The following is a 19,532-nucleotide window of genomic DNA, read 5'->3' as shown; positions in this document are numbered from 1 at the left end:
TTAACCGCACGACTTATATTAAAGGCTTATGCTTTAACCGCATCGACAATTTTTTGCGCCGCATCTGCTAGGCCTTGAGCTGAAATGATTTTCACATCAGATTGCTCTAGTAGCTCAGCACCTTTTTCAGCGTTATTACCTTCTAGACGGACAACGACAGGCACTTTTACGTTCACTTCTTTAACTGCTTCGATAATCGCTTCGGCAATCATGTCACAACGTACGATACCGCCAAAGATGTTGATGAGAACGCCTTCAACACTGCTGTCTTCTAGAATGATTTTGAACGCTTCAACAACGCGATCTTTGGTTGCACCGCCGCCAACGTCCAAGAAGTTAGCAGGTTTGCCGCCGTACAATTTGATGATGTCCATGGTCGCCATCGCAAGACCAGCACCGTTTACCATACAACCGATGTTACCTTCTAGGGCAACATAGTTTAGGTCAAATTCAGCGGCTTTAAGCTCGCGCTCGTTTTCTTGCGTTTTATCTTGTAGTGCTGCAATTTTAGGCAGGCGATATAAAGCGTTTGAGTCAATACCGATTTTGCCATCAACACAAACGATTTCGCCATTTTCGCGAACCGCTAATGGATTGATTTCTAATAATGCAAAATCATTGTCAACGAATGCTTGATAAGCGCCGCTCATCAATTTTACAAACTGGTTGATTTGCTTGCCTTCAAGACCCAGTTTAAATGCCACTTCACGTGCTTGGTAAGGCATTAAACCAACTAATGGATCAACGCTTACTTTAAAGATTTTTTCTGGAGTTTCGCTTGCGACTTCTTCGATATCAACGCCGCCTTCGGTTGATGCCATAAAAGTGACGCGACGCGTAGAACGGTCTACAACTGCACCAAGATATAGCTCAGTTTGTACTGGGTACATATCTTCTGCAACCAATACGAAGTTAACTGGTTGGCCTTCTGCGTCAGTCTGGAATGTAACCAGATTGGTACCGATAAGCTCTTCAGCAACTTGCTTTGCTTCTTCGCGAGTTTTAACGAGCTTCACACCGCCCGCTTTACCACGGCCACCAGCATGAACCTGCGCTTTAATAACCGCAATATCAGTAGGCGTCTTATCAAAAGCAGCAGCAGCTTCGTCGCCATTATGGGCGATGATGCCTTCTTGAATGGGCAAACCGTAGCTTTTTAATAGCTCTTTTGCTTGATACTCATGTAAATTCATTGATTGTATCCTTTATTTTTTACAATTAATAAAAAGTGAAAACAAGTGCAAGGCAGAATAACGCTGCCACACTTATGATGGCGGTGACCGTTATCATAATAGTAATAGCGGCCTCACCATCCGGTTAAACTTGATATTTACTCAAATGCTTTTCATTTTAAGCAAGTTAATCTTAAGCAATTTAATCTCAAAAACTACTTACGTTTTTTACGCTGTATGGCATGAATCGCACGGCCATCTGCTGATAAAGCGGCTTCATGAACCGCTTCAGAAATGGTTGGATGCGCAAATGTCATCAACTGCAAATCTTCGATACTAGACACAAATTCCATCGCAATCATACCTTGATGGACAATATCGCCCGCACCAGCAGAAATGGCATGCATACCTAACAAACGATCTGTTTTAGCATCAGCAACAACTTTGATAGAGCCTTGTGCTTCACTTTGTGCAAGCGCACGGCCGTTCGCTGCTAGGTTAAATGAACCAGTTTTGACTTCATAACCCGCTTCAGTCGCTTCTTGTTCGGTCAAACCAACCCATGCAATTTCTGGATGGGTATAAATGACGTTGATAATGGTGTCATAGTTAACTTGTGCTTTTTCACCATGAATGCGCTCAACCGCCATCATGCCTTCTTCCATCGCTTTATGCGCAAGCATAGGACCACGAACCAAGTCACCGATTGCATAAACGCCGTCAAGGTTGGTTTTACACTGGTCATCGACATCGATAAGACCGCGCTCAGTCAACGTGATACCACTGTCTGCGCCCAATAGTTTTTCAGAGTAGGCACGGCGACCAACACAAACAATCAGTTTATCAAAGCTTTCATCCGAGGCTTCACCTTTTGCTTCGCTGGTCACGACAACTTGATCGCCTTTCACTTCAGCATTGGTTACTTTGGTATCAACGCGGATATCAAGACCTTGCTTTTTCAGCATTTTACCCGCTTCTTTAGCAATGTCTTTGTCAGCCGCTGCTAGGAAGCTTGGTAGCGCTTCATAGACAACCACTTCTGCGCCCAAGCGGCGCCATACTGAACCTAGCTCAAGACCAATGACGCCTGCGCCAATGACGCCTAAACGCTTTGGTACTTCGGTGAAATCAAGCGCGCCAGTAGAATCAACAATACGGTCGCCGTCAGTTTTTGCCACAGGAATATCGATAGGCACCGAACCTGCTGCAAGAATGACGTTTTTGGCGGTAATAGTCGTTTCACTTTCGTCTTCTAGAGCGGTAAATTTAACTTTTTTATCCGCACCTTTCCCGTCTTCTAATGTGCCCCAGCCTTGTAGCCAGTCAACGCCATTGCCTTTTAGCAATGCCGCTACGCCGCCAGTCAATTGCTTAACGATAGCTTCTTTACGGCCAATCATTTGCTCGATATCGATAGCAACGTCACCGGTGCTGATACCATGTTCAGCAAGGTCATGCTTGGTCGCTTCATAACGATGTGATGAATCAAGTAAGGCTTTTGATGGGATACAACCGACGTTTAAGCAAGTACCACCCAGTGCTGGCTCACCTTTATACACGCGTTTTTCGATACAAGCCACGCTCATACCCAATTGACCTGCACGAATAGCGGCTTCGTAACCACCAGGACCGCCGCCGATGACGACTAAATCATAATTGTCTTTCATAGTACGTTCCTATTTTTAATTTGGTTCTAATTTATTTCTAAATTTTTTCTAATTTTATGAGGATTAAATGATTGGTTAGCCTATTGATGGATAAATGACACTTTTATTCTGTCGTTAATACACCGCAAAAAGAGTCGCATTTATTTGACAATAAACCACAATCACCTCGTCCAAAGTGAAAAAGCTTGTATCAGTGGTTACCGATACAAGCTTAAAAGCTTACAGGTCTAGGAGTAGCATGGTTGGATCTTCGACCAACTCTTTGATAGTAACTAAGAACTGTACCGCTTCTTTGCCGTCAATCATACGGTGATCATATGATAGTGCTAGGTACATCATTGGTAAAATTTCAACTTTACCGTCGACTGCCATTGGGCGGTCGTTGATAGCGTGCATACCTAAGATAGCAGTTTGTGGTGGATTCAAGATAGGCGTTGACATGAGTGAACCAAAGACGCCGCCGTTTGAAATGGTGAACGTACCGCCAGTCATGTCATCAAGACCAAGTTTGCCTTGTTGTGCTTTACCACCAAATTCACGAATCTTAGCTTCAACATCAGACATGCTCATGCGGTCGGTATCACGCAATACAGGAACGACCAAACCACGATCTGAAGATACGGCAACACCGATATCATAGTAGCCGTGATAAACGATGTCATCGCCGTCTAGAGAAGCGTTAACCGCTGGGAAGCGTTTTAGTGCTTCAGTCGCCGCTTTAATAAACAATGACATAAAGCCTAGACGTACGCCATGGCGCTTTTCAAATTGCTCTTTATACTTAGCACGCATATCCATCAACGGTTTCATGTTGACTTCGTTAAACGTGGTTAGCATCGCTGTTTCTTGTGAGGCAGCCAGTAGACGGTTAGCAACTGTTTTACGTAGACGCGTCATTGGTACGCGTTTTTCAGTACGCTCACCGATTGATTCAGCAACTGGACGACCGCTATCAGATTTGATAGAGCTATCAGCTTTTAGCGTTGGGTTTGCCATGTCGGTTTTGGTTACACGACCACCGCGGCCACTGCCTTCGACGTTTTTAGGATCAACGCCAGATTCTTTCGCCGCTTTTCGTACCGCAGGACTTTGGTCTTTATGATCCGCTTCGTCTTTTTTATCTGTGGCTTGGACTGGCTCACCGCCATCGGTAGCTTGTTTCGGCTGTACTGGCGCTGCTGGTTGGTCTGGGTCAACGGCAGGCTCATCCGCGCTATCGCTACTACCACCAGCAGAACTACCGCTAGCACCAGCTTCAAACTCGGCGATTAGCTCGTCTGACAAAATTGTATCGTCAACTTGCTTAACGATTTTGGTAACCACACCGTTATCAGGTGCAACCACTTCTAATACCACTTTATCAGTTTCAATTTCAGCCAATAAGTCGTCGCGGCTAACTTCTTGACCTTCAGTGACATGCCATTCCACGAGGGTGCCATCGGCAACCGATTCTGGAAAAACGGGGGCTTTAATTTCAGCCATCGATATACTCCTTAGATATTGATATTACTCTTTATTATTAAGTCGTGATAGGCAGTCAATACCATTCTCAATCGTCTTACTTTAATGGTAATAGCGGTACGGACTGTTATCGCCTGATTCGTGTATCTTATATAATCTGTTGCTTAAGCCAACTACTATTTAGATAGCTCATCCACACTAATACCAAGACCACCAGCAATAAGCGCTTGCTGTTGCTGAACATGTAGTTTTGGAGATCCTGTCGCTGGCGCCGCACTAGCAGGACGCGCAACTGGCTCCATGACTTTTGCCTTGGTTGGATGCGGCACAACAATGCGGAACATATGCGGCGCTAAATAGTACCAAGCGCCTTGGTTAAGTGGCTCTTCTTGCGTCCAAACAATCTCAGCTAAGTTACTATATTTTTCAATCTCAGCAATCAAACGCTCTTCTGGTAATGGGTATAGCTGCTCGATACGCACAATCGCTACATGATCTAAACCTAGCGCACGGCGTTGTTCTAATAAGTCATAGTAAACTTTACCGCCGCACAGCACCATACGCGTTACGTTGTCGGCATTTTGCTGATCGATCTCTGGCAATACTGTCTCAAACTTGCCGTTCGCCAGCTCTTCTAGGGTTGAAGTTGCCAATTTATGACGTAGTAAACTCTTCGGTGACATGACGATTAATGGCTTACGAATCGGACGTACCGCTTGACGACGTAGGGCATGATAGATTTGCGCTGGGGTCGTTGGCGTAATCACTTGCATGTTGTCTTCAGCACATAACTGCAAGAAGCGCTCTAGGCGAGCAGATGAATGCTCAGGACCTTGACCTTCAAAGCCATGTGGTAATAACATGGTTAAACCACAAACGCGCTGCCACTTAGTCTCACCACTTGAGATAAATTGGTCAATCACCACTTGTGCACCGTTCACGAAGTCACCAAACTGTGCTTCCCAAACGATTAGCGCATTCGGCACGGTCGTTGCGTAACCATATTCGAAGGCTAGTACCGCTTCTTCTGATAACAGTGAGTTGTAAGTAGCAAAGCGTGCTTGCGTCTCACTGATATGTGAAAGGGGTACATACATGCTACCGTCATTGACGTTATAGATTTCACTGTGGCGATGCGAGAAGGTACCACGGCCCACATCTTCACCAGTAATACGTACCAAGACATTGTCATGGTCAACCAATGATGCATAGGCTAGAGTTTCAGCGGCACCCCAGTTAAGTGGCTCTTCGCCTGTTTGCATGGCTAGACGCTGTTCGACCATTTTTTGTACTTGGCGTTGTAGCTTGTAACCTTCTGGCATTTCTGCCATACGGCGACCATAGCCTTTTAGCACTTCGATATCGACGCTGGTATCCCAATCGTCAACCAAATCATGGCCTAAGTAAGGTTTCCAATCAACGAAGAGCTCTTCGTTAGGCTGACTCACTAGAGAGCTGGCAACGTATTCACCGCGGTCCAACGACTCACGATATTCATCTTCGTACTGCTGAGCTTCACTCTCGCTTAACACGCCGGCTTTGATCAGTTGCTGTGCGTAGATAGTGCGAGTGGTTGGTAATTTTTTAATCACTGCGTACATTAATGGCTGAGTCGCTGATGGCTCATCGGCTTCGTTATGACCGTTACGGCGATAGCAAAACAAGTCAATGATAATGTCTTTATCAAACTCATGACGGTAATCTAATGCCAATTGTGCCGCGAAAACTACTGATTCAGGATCGTCACCGTTTACATGCAAGATAGGCGCGTGCACCATTTTTGCAACATCAGTACAATACTCAGTCGAGCGTGCATCTTCTTGACGGCTGGTAGTGAAACCAACTTGGTTGTTAATAACAATATGTACTGTACCGCCCGTGGTATAAGCGCGGGTTTGTGACATTTGGAAAGTTTCTTGTACCACACCTTGGCCTGCAAAAGCCGCATCGCCATGAATAACGATCGGTAAGACAGAGTTGCCTGTTTTATTATCTTGTAGTGGTTGGTCATTACGGCGAACTTGACGCGCGCGTACCGAACCTTGCAATACTGGTGCGACAATCTCAAGATGCGATGGATTAAACGCCAATGCCAAATGTGCCTCACCGCCCGGTGTCATTACGTTCGATGAAAAACCATTGTGATATTTAACGTCACCTGAGCCTTTTTCTGGCTGCACTTTACCATCGAACTCATCAAACAAATCGGCAGGGTTTTTACCCAAGATATTAACCAACAAGTTTAAACGACCACGGTGAGCCATACCAATAACCATCTCTTTAGTGCCATAACCGCCAGCACGTTGGATGATTTCATTGATAGCAGGAATAAAGCTCTCACCACCTTCTAGACCAAAACGCTTAACACCCGTATATTTACGAGCCAAATATTTTTCTAAGCCTTCAGCAGCGGTTAAACGCTCAAGGATTGAGAGACGTTTTTCTTTATCAAACTCGATATAACCTAGATTGGTTTCTAGGTATTTTTCCATCCAGCGCTTTTCGGTGCTGGTGGTCACGTGCATATACTCCGTACCGATATAACGGCAGTAGACGCGCTCCATGATCTCGATGATTTCACGTAGCGTCGCTTCATCTTTACCAATATTTAAATCATTGGTTGGGAATACGGTATCAAGGTCGGCTTCAGAAAGATTGTGATAAGCAAGGGTTAAATCTTCCACTTCTGCACGTGGATGCAAATCTAATGGGTCAAGCTTAGCGCGGCGATGACCACGGCGGCGATAGGCTGAAATCAGCTGCTGCACGCCCATTTGTTTTGGGTCAGCACAATTTGAATCGCCAGCTTGTGAGCCAGAGGTGTCAGTATTTACTTTGTTCGCCGTTTGATTGCGCGCAAGCAACAAGAACTGATCTTTAATAGCATTGTGCTTGGCATCATTTGGCGTCTTGTATTGTTCAAAATACGCCTGCCAATCGTTATCAACGCTACTAGGATCATCTAGATATTGCTCATAGAGCGCTTCGATATATTGAGCATTGTCGGCAGCCAGTTCAGTATGATCTAGGCTCGCAGTTTCTTTAGTTATACTATTCATAATAATCGTCTATTTGATAGATAAATGAATGGAATCGTGCTTATTATTGTGTTGTTCGTTATAGGTTAGCGACATCAATCGTCGCTTTTTACCGTTAAAACTTGTCTTAACATTATCTTTTTATTAACCATATCTATAAGTTACCGCTTCTGGTCAATTAAAAACATCGTACCCAAGCTATGTCGTTATAAAAAAGATAATTGCAATACCACGCTTACTATTAAAATTATTTGTGAACGGTCGGTTTTCTTTAGTGGCTCGTTTGACAACATTAATTTATATATAATGCTTGCAGCTATAACCAAATTGTTAATAGCATGGTTTTACTCAAAAAATTTTGTCTTCAGTTAGCCTTTTAATTGGCTATTTCCGCTGAAGTGTCTTGCTATGGTAGAAATATAAGCGATATTACGCCAAAGATATAGTGCTGTATAGGGTAACATGACTGCCTAACACGCCATAGTTTGTTTGTTCAATACTAGGTATTTACGAAATGAATATCAACTATCATTTCTCGCAACTAGTTAATTTTTATATGAACAAATAACGGCGCTATCGCTAAGATTTAGCTAAATTTATAGCCTACTTTTTGCATTTCTATAGATTTTGAGCGATATAAACATTTATGGTTAATCACTACCTTTAAATGAATCTGCGCGAAAATATACGGTTGTAATCAATTATATAGACATGCGTACGATATAGCATGCCCTCTTACATACAAGCAACGTATTGTTAATACAGCCTTACTTTCATTGACTGAGTCACCACTGCCCATCAACAATACCTTCTAAAATATCAGTTTTGTAATGCTAGCTTTATACCTGACAGTTTAATGCTAATAACCTTGAATAAAAAACACCACCTAATGAGAGGTGGTGTTTTTTTAACAGCGCTATTATAAAGCTAATTACCAATAAATGGTAGACTAACCTGCTTGATCGATCAGTAAATTGCGCAGATGGCCGATGGCTTTGGTTGGATTTAGGCCTTTTGGACATACTGACACGCAGTTCATGATACCGCGGCAACGGAATAAGCTGAACGGATCTTCTAAACGTGATAGACGAGCACGTATATCAGTATCGCGGCTGTCAGATACAAAACGGTTGGCATTCAATAGTGCTGCTGGACCTAAGAACTTATCAGGGTTCCACCAGAATGATGGGCAGCTGGTTGAACAGCACGCACATAAAATACACTCATACAAACCGTTCAATTTTTCACGCTGTTCAGGTGACTGCAAGCGCTCGGTTGCTGGCGCTGGCTGGTCATTGATTAAGAACGGATGAACTTTTTCGTATTGCTCATAAAATTGGTTCATGTCGACGACCAAATCACGAACCACTGGCAAACCTGGTAACGGACGAACCGTTACTTTTTCAGGCAAGGTGTTCATGTTAATCAGACAGGCTAGACCATTTTTACCATTGATATTCATGCCATCTGAACCGCAAATGCCTTCACGGCACGAGCGACGGAAAGTAAGGGTTTCGTCTTCTTTTTTCAGGCGTAATAACACGTCAAGCAACATACGATCTGAATCTAACAACTCAATCGTATAAGTTTGCATGCGCGGCGCTGCGTCCACATCAGGATCGTAGCGATAGATTTCGATGGTGCGAGTACCTCGGCTCATAATGCTAAACTCCACACATTGGTGATGCGGGCTCACAAGCGTACAGTCTAAAGACTGCTATTTATCAGCGCTAGTATGACTATTTCATAGCACTGATAAAAGCTTATCGCTGGCGCTCACCTTTTATTAAATAAGGGATAAAACGTTAATTCTATGTATATACAAAACTGTATGCTCAAAACTACAAGGGCTAGAATTAATAAACGCGAACTTTTGGCTCGACATAATCGACCGTCAATGGCACTTTACGTACAGGCTTATAGATAATACGATTGCCTTCAGAATACCATAGGGTATGCTTCATCCAATCATTATCGTTACGGCCGTTTGGTGCATAATCATCATCTTCTGGGCGATCATAGTCAGACACACTGTGCGCGCCGCGACTTTCGTGACGGTTAGCGGCCGATATCATCGTCGCTTTTGCCACTTCATACAAGTTGGCTACTTCAAACGCTTCGATACGCGCGGTATTAAAGACCTGTGATTTATCAGCCAAATGGATTTGGTCGATTTTATCAGCAAGCGCTAGAATTTGCTTAACACCTTCATCCATCATCGCCTGCGTACGGAATACACTGGCATGCTTTTGCATAATGGCGCGAATCTCGTCAGCCACGTCTTGCGCATTGTAGCCTGAAGTTGATTGTTGCAATTTGTCCAAACGACGTACAGTGAAATCAAGCACGTGTGGATCAAGTGGCTTGTAGTTATGGTCAGCATGATGGAATTCATCAACGATATGCTTACCAGCAGCACGACCAAAAACCAATAAATCAAGTAGCGAGTTGGTACCTAAGCGGTTGGCACCATGCACACTAACGCACGCACACTCACCGATTGCATAAAGACCTTTAACGACGTTGCCTTTGGCATATAGACCGTCTTCATCGGTACCCGCTTCTAGATCCGGTACAATCACCTGACCATGAATCGTGGTCGGAATACCGCCCATCATATAGTGAATGGTTGGGATAACTGGAATTGGCTCTTTAGTGATATCAACGTTGGCAAAGTTTTTACCAATTTCGAATACTGATGGCAGACGCTTCATGATGGTGTCGACACCCAAATGGGTCATATCCATTACGATATGGTCAGCATTTGGACCACAGCCGCGACCTTCTTTGATTTCTTGGTCCATCGAACGTGATACCAAGTCACGTGGTGCCAAGTCTTTCACGGTGGGCGCATAACGCTCCATGAACGCTTCGCCATCTTTATTACGTAAGATAGCGCCTTCACCGCGGCAACCTTCGGTCAATAGTACGCCGGCACCATGAACGCCCGTTGGGTGGAACTGCCAGAATTCCATATCTTGCAATGGAATACCTGCACGAACCGCCATGCCAATACCGTCACCCGTATTGATATAAGCGTTGGTAGAAGCCGCAAAGATACGACCAGCACCGCCTGTCGCTAATACAGTGATTGGTGATTGGAATACCGCTACCGTACCAGTTTCTTGCTCAAGCGCGATAACGCCATTGATGTTACCGGCCTCGTCTTTGATCAAATCAAGGGCGATCCACTCGATAAAGAACTCAGTACCTTGCTGCAAGTTTTTCTGATAAAGCGTATGCAATAGCGCGTGACCCGTACGATCAGCAGCAGCACAAGCACGTTGTACAGCTTTTTCGCCATAGTTTGAGGTATGACCGCCAAATGGACGCTGATAAATGGTGCCATCTTCGTTACGGTCAAACGGCATACCCATGTGCTCAAGCTCATATACTACTTTTGGCGCTTCGCGGCACATGTACTCAATGGCGTCTTGGTCACCTAACCAATCTGACCCTTTCACGGTATCATAAAAGTGAAAGTGCCAGTTGTCATTACTCATGTTACCCAAACTTGCGCCGATACCGCCCTGCGCTGCAACGGTGTGTGAACGGGTTGGGAATACTTTGGTCAAGACTGCAACCTTCATGCCCGCTTCGGCCAAATGCAATGAAGCACGCATACCTGAGCCGCCGCCACCAACGATGACCGCGTCATAGTTCAGGGTTTTAATATTGCTAATGGTATTATCTTGTCTAGTTGCCATTACGGTTTTCCTAATGCCTGTTAATGCTTAGAAGTAAATAAAAAGGCTGATGTCTATGCTGGTTTCTGTCTTATCATGCGGCAACGTCGGCTAATATTTGCGCTCACGCTACTGACAATAATTTCAACCATCAAAATCTGCTATCAATACCTTTTAACCACTTAAATTGCATATCTATCGTTATATTGGGCTTATCTGTTTATTTAACTATCGGTTTAACTGTCATGCAACTGCTTAATAATGCACTGGTATCAGTGATAAGTTAAATTGAGAAATACCCAACGCTATGATTGGCTCTGTCTATTTTGGCTACTAACGGATTTTATTCTCTAAACGCTTTTAAATCAGTAAGGCTATAAATGCGGTTAGATTCATCCGTTATTATTCATCGATATATGGCTGCTAATACTACGCTTATAAATAGCCGATGAATAAATATTTACCGGTATGATAAAAAGTTAAACAGCAACAACACCGAAGCCGTTACCCCAAAAAATCATAATGCCCCAAAATAGGAAGACTAAAATAGCGATAATCATCAATGTTTGTAAAAATAAACGCAGTTTAGGCGCGCTTTCACCCATCTTGCCAGAGGTAATATAGTCGGTAAATACCGTCCACATACCCACCCACGCGTGACCAGCCAATGCCAAGATAGCCAACAAGCTGAACAGACGCATCGGTAAACTGGTCATAAAATCAGACCATTCAATGAAGGTTACATTGCCATGGGTTAAGAAAAAGCCCAGCAACACCACACTGTAAACGGCTAGAATAACCGCACTGATACGTTGGACCATCCAATCACGGGTACCTGAGCTTGTTAGACCGGTGGCGCTTTTGATTCCTGAATCATTTTTTATCATTAGAACATCACCCATACAAATGACGCGACAATTAAAATCGCTGCAATCACTAAGCTGACAACAGACGCCATACGCGCCGATTGCAGCTCTTCATTTTGACCATTATCAGCAAATAAATGCTTCACGCCCATCACAAAGTGATAAGCAATGGCGGCGACGAAAATCCACGCTAAAAAGCGAATAAAGACATTGTCAAACACGGTTTCAAAACTCTCAGGCGATGCCAAAGAATTCTGTAATAACCACAGCATGACTGGGATAAGTAGAAATAAAACAATGCCAGAGATACGATGCAAGATAGAAGCAATTGCAATCGGTGAGCGGTTAACGCTAATCACTTGGCTTAAGGGCAGATTAATAGGTCGGTTGCTTTTCACAGCGGGCATCCTTTTTGCGGTTATACTCCTGTATCAGCTATCAACGCATTATATGAATACTATTTATCAATACTATTCTACAAGCGGCAAGCAACACATGAGATGAATAAAGTAAGGAAGGGCTAGCTGACGTCGTTTCATTTGCGCTAAATATGCAAGGTCGATAAGTCTTATTTATCTGACGTTCAGATAAACTCTATAAATAAAATCTATGCCCATAGCGACTGTTTATTTAGTTGCTATTTGGGTAGTTTCCATTTATAAAGTGGTTATAGACTTCCCTATCGCTCACTGAAGTGACAATCCCTTTTTATGACAAATCATTCACACCCTTTATGCAAAATAAAGAAGTTATATGGAGTTCATAATGTGGGATAAATCGATTAACTATTCTATTTTTACGACGTTGCATCAACAAAAAAGATAACGCCATAATATCGTCTGTAGAGTATCATCTTTTATTAAGGCAAACTTCACTGTTGACTATTTAAAAATAGAACAGTTAACAAGAATATTTAAACGATAAGTCGGGTTTTGGTCTATTAACCGAACAGTATATCATCAAAAAGTCTCAGTAAAGCTGGGCTTTACCAGTGGTTTTATCAGAGCAACCTATCCATTTGCGCAAAGCTAGTGCCAGTTAAATCCCTCCAATTATAAAATGACTGCGTCATAATTACAAATTTATCCCCTAAATAGTGGTTATCGGTGATTATTTAACAAAAAGCTAGCTATTGGTAAGACGAATTTATTAGTATTGGTGTGTCAGAATCACCTTTTGACCCCAAACAATCTGTCGGCTACTCATACTCTGTTTATCGCATGGTCCATTGAGGCAAATAGTAAAAGTGTTTATTTTGCGATAAGGTGTTTATTTTTATAATGTTAATGAGAATCATTACTTTAGAAGTAAACAGCAGACATGCGGTTAAATTACCAAATAGACATATTTTGATACAAAGTTTACAGTCGTTTAGTACGACTAATGCACACCTATTACAGACATTACTGCTAAAAGTCTTTTCAAAACCTCAGTAATTACTGCTAATATAGCCTGCATATTAAATGGGTTAGAATTTTTTGACCGTTTAACAAGTGAAGACGCGAGGGTATGCGTCGATATAATTTTATTCCAACAAGTTAAAAACAATGGAGAGCAGTTTATGGCTGACAACAATGCCAAATTAAGCGTAAATGGTAAAGAATACGAATTTCCTATTATTGAAGGTACTTTAGGGCGTCCAGTTATCGATATTGCTGCTCTACAAGATTCAGGCTTTTGGTCTTATGACCCAGGTTTTAAAGTAACCGCTCCTGTTGAATCTAAGATTACTTACATTGATGGCGGTAAAGGTGAGTTATTACACCGTGGCTACCCTATCGACCAGTTAGCAAACAATGCTGAATACTTAGAAGTGGCGTATGCACTGATTCATGGTGATCTACCAAATGCTGAGCAAAAAGCAGATTTCTATGAAAAGGTTCGTAAACATACGGGTGTTCATGACCAATTACGTAAATTCTTTGAAGGTTTCCGCCGTGACGCGCATCCAATGGCGATTATGGTTGGTGTCGTTGGTGCTTTATCCGCGTTTTATCATGACAACTTAGACGTCAGCAACGAAGCACACCGTGAAATCACCGCTATCCGTCTAATCGCTAAAATGCCAACGCTTGCAGCGATGAGTTATAAATACTCGCAAGGCGAACCGTTCATGTATCCACGTAATGATTTTAATTACGCAGAAAACTTCTTATACATGATGTTCGCAACCCCTGCTGATGTTGACTACAAAACCAATGACGTGATTACTCGCGCGATGGACAAAATCTTTACTTTGCATGCTGACCACGAGCAAAACGCTTCAACCTCTACGGTACGTCTAGCAGGCTCTACTGGTGCTAACCCTTATGCGTGTATCGCTGCCGGTATCGCTGCCCTTTGGGGTCCATCACATGGCGGCGCTAACGAAGCTGTCCTTGAGATGCTAGATGAGATTGGTTCGGTAGAAAACGTTCCTGAATTTATGGAAAAAGTGAAAAGCCGTGAAGTAAAACTGATGGGCTTTGGTCACCGTGTTTACAAAAACTTTGACCCACGCGCACAAGTCATGAAAGAAACTTGTGACGAAGTATTGGGTGCATTGGGTATCAATGATCCTAAGCTTGAGCTTGCTATGGCACTTGAGAAAATCGCTTTAGAAGACCCGTACTTCGTTGAGCGTAACCTGTATCCAAACGTTGATTTCTACTCGGGCATTATACTTAAAGCCATCGGTATCCCAACGTCAATGTTTACCGTCATCTTCTCACTGGCGCGTACTTCTGGTTGGATCAGCCATTGGTTAGAGATGCATAGCGCTCCGTTCAAAATCGGTCGCCCACGTCAATTATATACTGGTGAGACGCATCGCGACTTCATTAAAGTTGAAGACCGCAAATAGTAAGCTGTTATTGGCAGCATAAAAAATCCCGCGACTGAGCGGGATTTTTTTATGGTCTAAATTCAATAAAATGATGACTACTTATTCTTTATTGAAATTCTTTTAAGGTCTGCTCATATTTTGCAATTTGCTCATCATAACCTTGGATGGTTTCATTAAATTTTGCCATCAGTCTCTCAAACTCTTGCTGTTGGTCGATTTTCATTTGCTGCATATCCATGACCTGTTGGGCTTCTATTTGCTCCCAAACCTGATGCTGAATAATCAAACGCGCCAGCGCCGGACTTTTTGCACTTAGTCGACCAGCGATTTCTGCATGTTCAAATAACTGCGGCGTCAAGGTGGCAATGTTAATCAAGGTATCAACCTCTTCTGCATTAAGCGGCGTGGTCACAGGTTGATAAAGCGCGTCCATCGCTTGTTGATAGCTTTCTATAATCTGCTCATCTGACAACATCACAGGTTTGCGCGGCTCAAGACTGATACGTTTTAGCACCGTTAAATCGCGCTCGCCAACCTCGGTACTGGTATTAATATTCGCGTCCGTAGTAGCATTAGCGTCAACTTCAGAGTCATTGCTAACGTCTGACTCACTATTGCTATTGTCCGTATCAGCGGCTGAATTCGTAGCAGTTGATTTTGCTATTTGCTCAGAATCGTTAGTATTTGCAGCTGGATTAGGGGTATTAGACGGCTTAGCATTGTCTACTGACGCAGCAGAGGTATTATCTGGCAACAAATCATTGCCACTGTCTGAGGCATCTGCCGCTTGTAGCGATTCATATTCAGCTTGTAGACGCTGCTGTAAACTTTTCGCTTGCGCAAGATACAAGGGTTGAAATTGCTCTATGCGCGCAGCAGCGGAGTCACTTTTACGCATCGGCTGACTGTCCTCTACGCTGGTTTTTTCTTTGGGTTGACTATTATCAGCTACTGGTGCTTCTGCTTGCTGCTGACAGCCGCTTAGCAATAAAATTCCAGTCATGGCGGCCGCTAGCAAGGAGCGCGTACGCGGCGGCATAATTGCTTCATTTAGCAACCTTGTATTTATATAGGTATGATGAGTCTCACCATCAGGCTTTACGAGCAAATTTTTAAACATCCGAGTTCTCATCCTTATTAAAAGCAGTGCGCTTATATGCTGAGGCTACTAGCTATTTTATTTTGTCTGTATGTTTAGCAGCTTGTTATTATTATAAAAAGGTTCAGTCATCATATAAATATTATAGGATAAAAGAAAGACTAAACTTTAAATGTCTCATGAGTTTTATGTTCGTCGCAGGTTCTATTATGATCATGGCTTTTATCGATTTTTTGTGTCGCTAAAAATGGAATACAGCTTTCAAAACCCTGACAATCGCGGCCATGCTGCCGACTGATAAAATAATCTTGTACCATGCGTGCTTGCTGCTCAATACCATAGTTGAAAAAAGGTTTGCCAGCGGCAAGTACATAATCATAGCGACGATCAATCATAGCACCGCGTACGACTTTAAGACCTTGCTGCAATTGCCAAACGTGGGTCAACTCATGGATAAGCCAGCTTTGCTTAGCCAAGGAACACTGACTAAAATCTATGACCCAGTCGGCCGGGTGAAAATAAATATTACCATTGGGACTGACAGCGTAATTTTTTAGTACCCAGCATGCGGTTTTTAGCTGAACTTGCCCAAGCCGGATACTATCGCCGAACACCGAGCGAGCCAGTGCCATCTCCCCAGCCGTCAGCTGCCGTGAACGCTGCTTGGTAGCTTTAAGAGGCCTAGCACGAAGAGACTCAGCGCGTTTAAATAAACGCTTGAAAGCAGATAGCGACAGCATAAATGTCTTACCTTGTATTGGTTGCTCGTTTTATATTTGATAATTTGTCATAACATGATTGGTCATCACTGATAAACCATTAATAAGGTCGAAATTGCTTAAAACAAAGCCTTTAAGACATAAGCTGTACACTTAGCTGACTTTTATTAACGTAAATCTGCGTTAGCCTAGCTATAGTCACAACAATACAAAAAAAACAGTCGTTTAATTGATAATAGAGATTTTTATGCCACCCAGTTTTCATGCTGATACGCCCCTTGCTCAGCGTATGCGCCCAACGACGCTCAACGCTATTATTGGACAAGAGCACCTGTTATCAGCAGGCGCACCGTTACGGCGCTTGGTTGAGCAAGGGCACCTGCCATCGATTATTTTGCATGGCGAAGCAGGCATTGGGAAGACCACCATCGCTATGCTATTGGCTGATGCCGTTGGCCGACCTTTTCATGCGTTATCGGCATTAAATACGGGCGTGAAGCAATTACGTGAAGTGCTAGAAACAAAAGACTCGTTAAGTTTTGAATCGCCGGTGGTATTTATCGATGAGATTCACCGTTTTAATAAAGCACAGCAAGATGCGTTACTTGGCGCGGTAGAGTCAGGTGATATTACGTTAATTGGGGCGACGACTGAAAACCCGTCGTTTAGTGTGAATAACGCCCTGCTATCGCGTTGCCAAGTGTATCGTTTAGAGCCGCTGACACCTGAGCAAATCAGCGCCGTATTGCAGCGCGCGCTATTAGAAGACAATATCCTTAAAAACCTAAAAGTTGATTTGCAAGCGCAAGAGACGATTAGCCAATTGGCACACGGTGATGCCAGAAAAGCGCTCAATCTATTAGAGCTTGCCATTCAAACGGCGGACACTAAAGAATCGAGATTAATTATCAATGATGAATTGGTCGCCCGTGTCGCCCAAACGGCGCTGGTACGCTACGATAAAGATGGCGAGCAGCATTACGATATCATCTCGGCCATGATAAAATCTGTACGCGGCTCCGACCCTGATGCGGCGCTATACTGGATGGCACGGATGCTAGTTGGCGGTGAGCCTGCTGATTTTATCGCACGGCGTTTGGTTATTTTAGCCAGTGAAGATATTGGTAATGCCAATCCTAATGCCCTGCTCCTTGCCGATGCCGCACTGCGTAGCGTACAGTCTATCGGCATGCCAGAAGCGCGCATTATCTTGGGGCAAGTGGTGGTTTATCTGGCGACCAGCGCCAAAAGTAACAGCACTTATAAAGCCATCAATGCGGCAATGGCCTTGGCAGAAAAAGACGCCTCGCCTGTACCGCTACATTTGCGTAATGGCGTGACCAAATTGATGCGCAATCAGGGCTATGGTGAAGGTTATGTATATCCGCACAATTATCCCAATCATTATTATCCGCAAAGCTATCTGCCGAACAATTTAGTCGGCACCAGTTTTTATGAATTTGCGGACAATCAGCGCGAGCAGCACAGCAAGCAGTTTATGGACTGGCTAAAAAGCCAAGCGGCCAGTAACGAATAACAGCATATTTGCTTGCATCATTGATAATACTTATCGCTATTTTTAAGCGATTAATAGACATATTGGTAAGATGACGCAGCACAGCAGGGTGAAAAGCGTTAAAATGGCCTCATAATGATATATACAAGTCGATAGAGCGCAGCAATTTTATCGCATGATGCTGTTATTTTTAGGGCTATTCTATTATTAAGCCACGCCATGCTTTATCACAGCGCTTGATGCCCTCTGCTGCTACAATAGACAAATAATAATTTAACCTTCTCATCAAACCCATCTATACATAATAAAATATTGAGACTTCCTATGAGTTTAAATACGATTCCTGAGATTATCGAAGACATTCGTGCTGGCAAAATGGTCATCTTGATGGATGACGAAGATCGCGAAAACGAAGGTGATATCATTATGGCCGCGACCCACGTACGCCCTGATGATATCAACTTTATGATTACCCACGCGCGTGGTTTGGTTTGCTTAACCTTATCAGAAGCGCGCTGCCAACAGCTGGCATTGCCGCTAATGTCAGACCGCAACGAGGCAAAATTTAGCACCAACTTCACCGTTTCTATTGAAGCGGCTGAAGGCGTGACCACAGGTATTTCTGCCGCTGACCGCGCTCGTACCATTCAAGCAGCAGTGTCTTCTTCAGCAAAACCAGAAGATATCGTCCAGCCTGGGCATATTTTCCCGATTATGGCACAAAATGGCGGTGTCCTGCACCGTGCCGGTCATACCGAAGCAGGTTGTGATTTGGCTCGCCTAGCAGGGTTAGAGCCAGCAGCCGTTATCGTTGAAATCATCAAAGACGATGGCACAATGGCGCGCCGTGATGACCTTGAGATATTTGCCAAAGAGCATGGTCTTAAAATAGGGACGATTGCCGATTTGATTAACTACCGGATTGCCAATGAGCAAACGGTCGAAGAGGTTGAGTCCCATCCGTTTGAGACCGAATACGGTACCTTTACCTTGCATCGCTTCCGCGAGTTTGGTGCAGACGAAACTCATTTAGCCTTGGTAAAAGGTGATGTCAGCGAAGGTATCAGTACCGTTCGTGTACATGGCTTCCATCCTTTACGTGACTTGTTTGCGGCGAAAAACGACACCACTGGTCGTAGCGGCTGGAGCGTACGCTCAGCCTTAGAAGAAATAAACAATTCAGAGCGCGGCGTGTTGGTTTGGATCGGCAATCATCAGCCGATTGACTTGGGAGAGGCATTGGATAAAGCGGCTGAAAATCAGTCCATGTCTACCATCGCTCAGCAGCCTTATCGCAGTATCGGGGTTGGCGCACAGATTTTACGTCATTTGGGCGTACGTGATATGCGCTTACTGTCGTCACCAATGAAGTTTTATGCGCTGTCAGGTTTTGATTTAAATGTAGTAGACTTTGTTCATGCGCCTAAGCAAAAATAAAGCTTAGAAATTAAAAGGCACAGCAACATAAAAAAGGCACGCTAATA

The 19,532-nt window shown here is 43.7% G+C and carries 13 protein-coding genes; 3 read left to right on the top strand and 10 right to left on the bottom strand.

The window, feature by feature from the left end; all coding sequences use genetic code 11:
* Positions 1-26: 26 nt before the first annotated feature.
* From sucC to sdhC, 8 genes are all read right to left on the bottom strand, one after another.
* Positions 27-1,193: an ADP-forming succinate--CoA ligase subunit beta gene (gene sucC / locus IQ457_RS10150; RefSeq protein WP_068407827.1), complete on the bottom strand. Its 1,167-nt coding sequence runs from the start codon at positions 1,191-1,193 to the stop codon at positions 27-29.
* A 194-nt stretch (positions 1,194-1,387) separates the two neighbouring features.
* On the bottom strand, positions 1,388-2,839 hold the full coding sequence (gene lpdA / locus IQ457_RS10145) for a dihydrolipoyl dehydrogenase (RefSeq protein WP_068407828.1): 1,452 nt from the start codon (positions 2,837-2,839) through the stop codon (positions 1,388-1,390).
* A gap of 219 nt (positions 2,840-3,058) precedes the next feature.
* Positions 3,059-4,321 carry a 2-oxoglutarate dehydrogenase complex dihydrolipoyllysine-residue succinyltransferase gene (odhB, locus tag IQ457_RS10140; protein WP_200663066.1) on the bottom strand — a complete coding sequence of 421 codons (1,263 nt, stop codon included), beginning with the start codon at positions 4,319-4,321 and terminating at the stop codon, positions 3,059-3,061.
* Positions 4,322-4,476: 155 nt separating this feature from the next.
* Positions 4,477-7,359 carry a 2-oxoglutarate dehydrogenase E1 component gene (locus IQ457_RS10135; protein WP_200663065.1) on the bottom strand — a complete coding sequence of 961 codons (2,883 nt, stop codon included), beginning with the start codon at positions 7,357-7,359 and terminating at the stop codon, positions 4,477-4,479.
* 928 nt (positions 7,360-8,287) lie between these two features.
* Complete coding sequence (locus IQ457_RS10130; RefSeq protein ID WP_144296830.1) at positions 8,288-8,998, bottom strand: succinate dehydrogenase iron-sulfur subunit; 711 nt, start codon at positions 8,996-8,998, stop codon at positions 8,288-8,290.
* 196 nt (positions 8,999-9,194) lie between these two features.
* Complete coding sequence (gene sdhA, locus IQ457_RS10125; RefSeq protein ID WP_068407838.1) at positions 9,195-11,045, bottom strand: succinate dehydrogenase flavoprotein subunit; 1,851 nt, start codon at positions 11,043-11,045, stop codon at positions 9,195-9,197.
* Positions 11,046-11,503: 458 nt separating this feature from the next.
* Positions 11,504-11,908 (bottom strand): succinate dehydrogenase, hydrophobic membrane anchor protein, encoded by a 405-nt coding sequence (gene sdhD, locus IQ457_RS10120; RefSeq protein ID WP_102077800.1) that lies wholly within the window; start codon positions 11,906-11,908, stop codon positions 11,504-11,506.
* Between the two features lie 2 nt (positions 11,909-11,910).
* Positions 11,911-12,297 carry a succinate dehydrogenase, cytochrome b556 subunit gene (gene sdhC / locus IQ457_RS10115; protein ID WP_082894375.1) on the bottom strand — a complete coding sequence of 129 codons (387 nt, stop codon included), beginning with the start codon at positions 12,295-12,297 and terminating at the stop codon, positions 11,911-11,913.
* Between the two features lie 1,154 nt (positions 12,298-13,451).
* Here sdhC and gltA point away from each other — a divergent pair.
* Positions 13,452-14,732, top strand: a complete 1,281-nt coding sequence (gltA, locus tag IQ457_RS10110) for a citrate synthase (protein ID WP_200663064.1) — start codon at positions 13,452-13,454, stop codon at positions 14,730-14,732.
* 88 nt (positions 14,733-14,820) lie between these two features.
* Here gltA and IQ457_RS10105 read toward each other — a convergent pair whose 3' ends face one another.
* Together IQ457_RS10105 and IQ457_RS10100 are read right to left on the bottom strand one after the other, a co-directional pair.
* Positions 14,821-15,834 (bottom strand): hypothetical protein, encoded by a 1,014-nt coding sequence (locus tag IQ457_RS10105; protein ID WP_200663063.1) that lies wholly within the window; start codon positions 15,832-15,834, stop codon positions 14,821-14,823.
* A gap of 140 nt (positions 15,835-15,974) precedes the next feature.
* Positions 15,975-16,550 (bottom strand): type IV secretion protein Rhs, encoded by a 576-nt coding sequence (locus IQ457_RS10100; RefSeq protein ID WP_446737540.1) that lies wholly within the window; start codon positions 16,548-16,550, stop codon positions 15,975-15,977.
* 229 nt (positions 16,551-16,779) lie between these two features.
* Between IQ457_RS10100 and IQ457_RS10095 the strand changes: the two genes are divergently transcribed.
* Positions 16,780-18,069, top strand: coding sequence for a replication-associated recombination protein A (locus tag IQ457_RS10095; protein ID WP_200663062.1), 1,290 nt, complete (start codon positions 16,780-16,782; stop codon positions 18,067-18,069).
* A gap of 303 nt (positions 18,070-18,372) precedes the next feature.
* Positions 18,373-19,485, top strand: a complete 1,113-nt coding sequence (gene ribBA / locus IQ457_RS10090) for a bifunctional 3,4-dihydroxy-2-butanone-4-phosphate synthase/GTP cyclohydrolase II (protein ID WP_200663061.1) — start codon at positions 18,373-18,375, stop codon at positions 19,483-19,485.
* Positions 19,486-19,532: the final 47 nt, after the last annotated feature.

The sequence above is a fragment of the Psychrobacter sp. M9-54-1 genome (genome assembly GCF_016613355.1).
GTDB lineage: Bacteria > Pseudomonadota > Gammaproteobacteria > Pseudomonadales > Moraxellaceae > Psychrobacter > Psychrobacter faecalis.
This window is presented reverse-complemented; position numbering and strand designations above follow the sequence as displayed.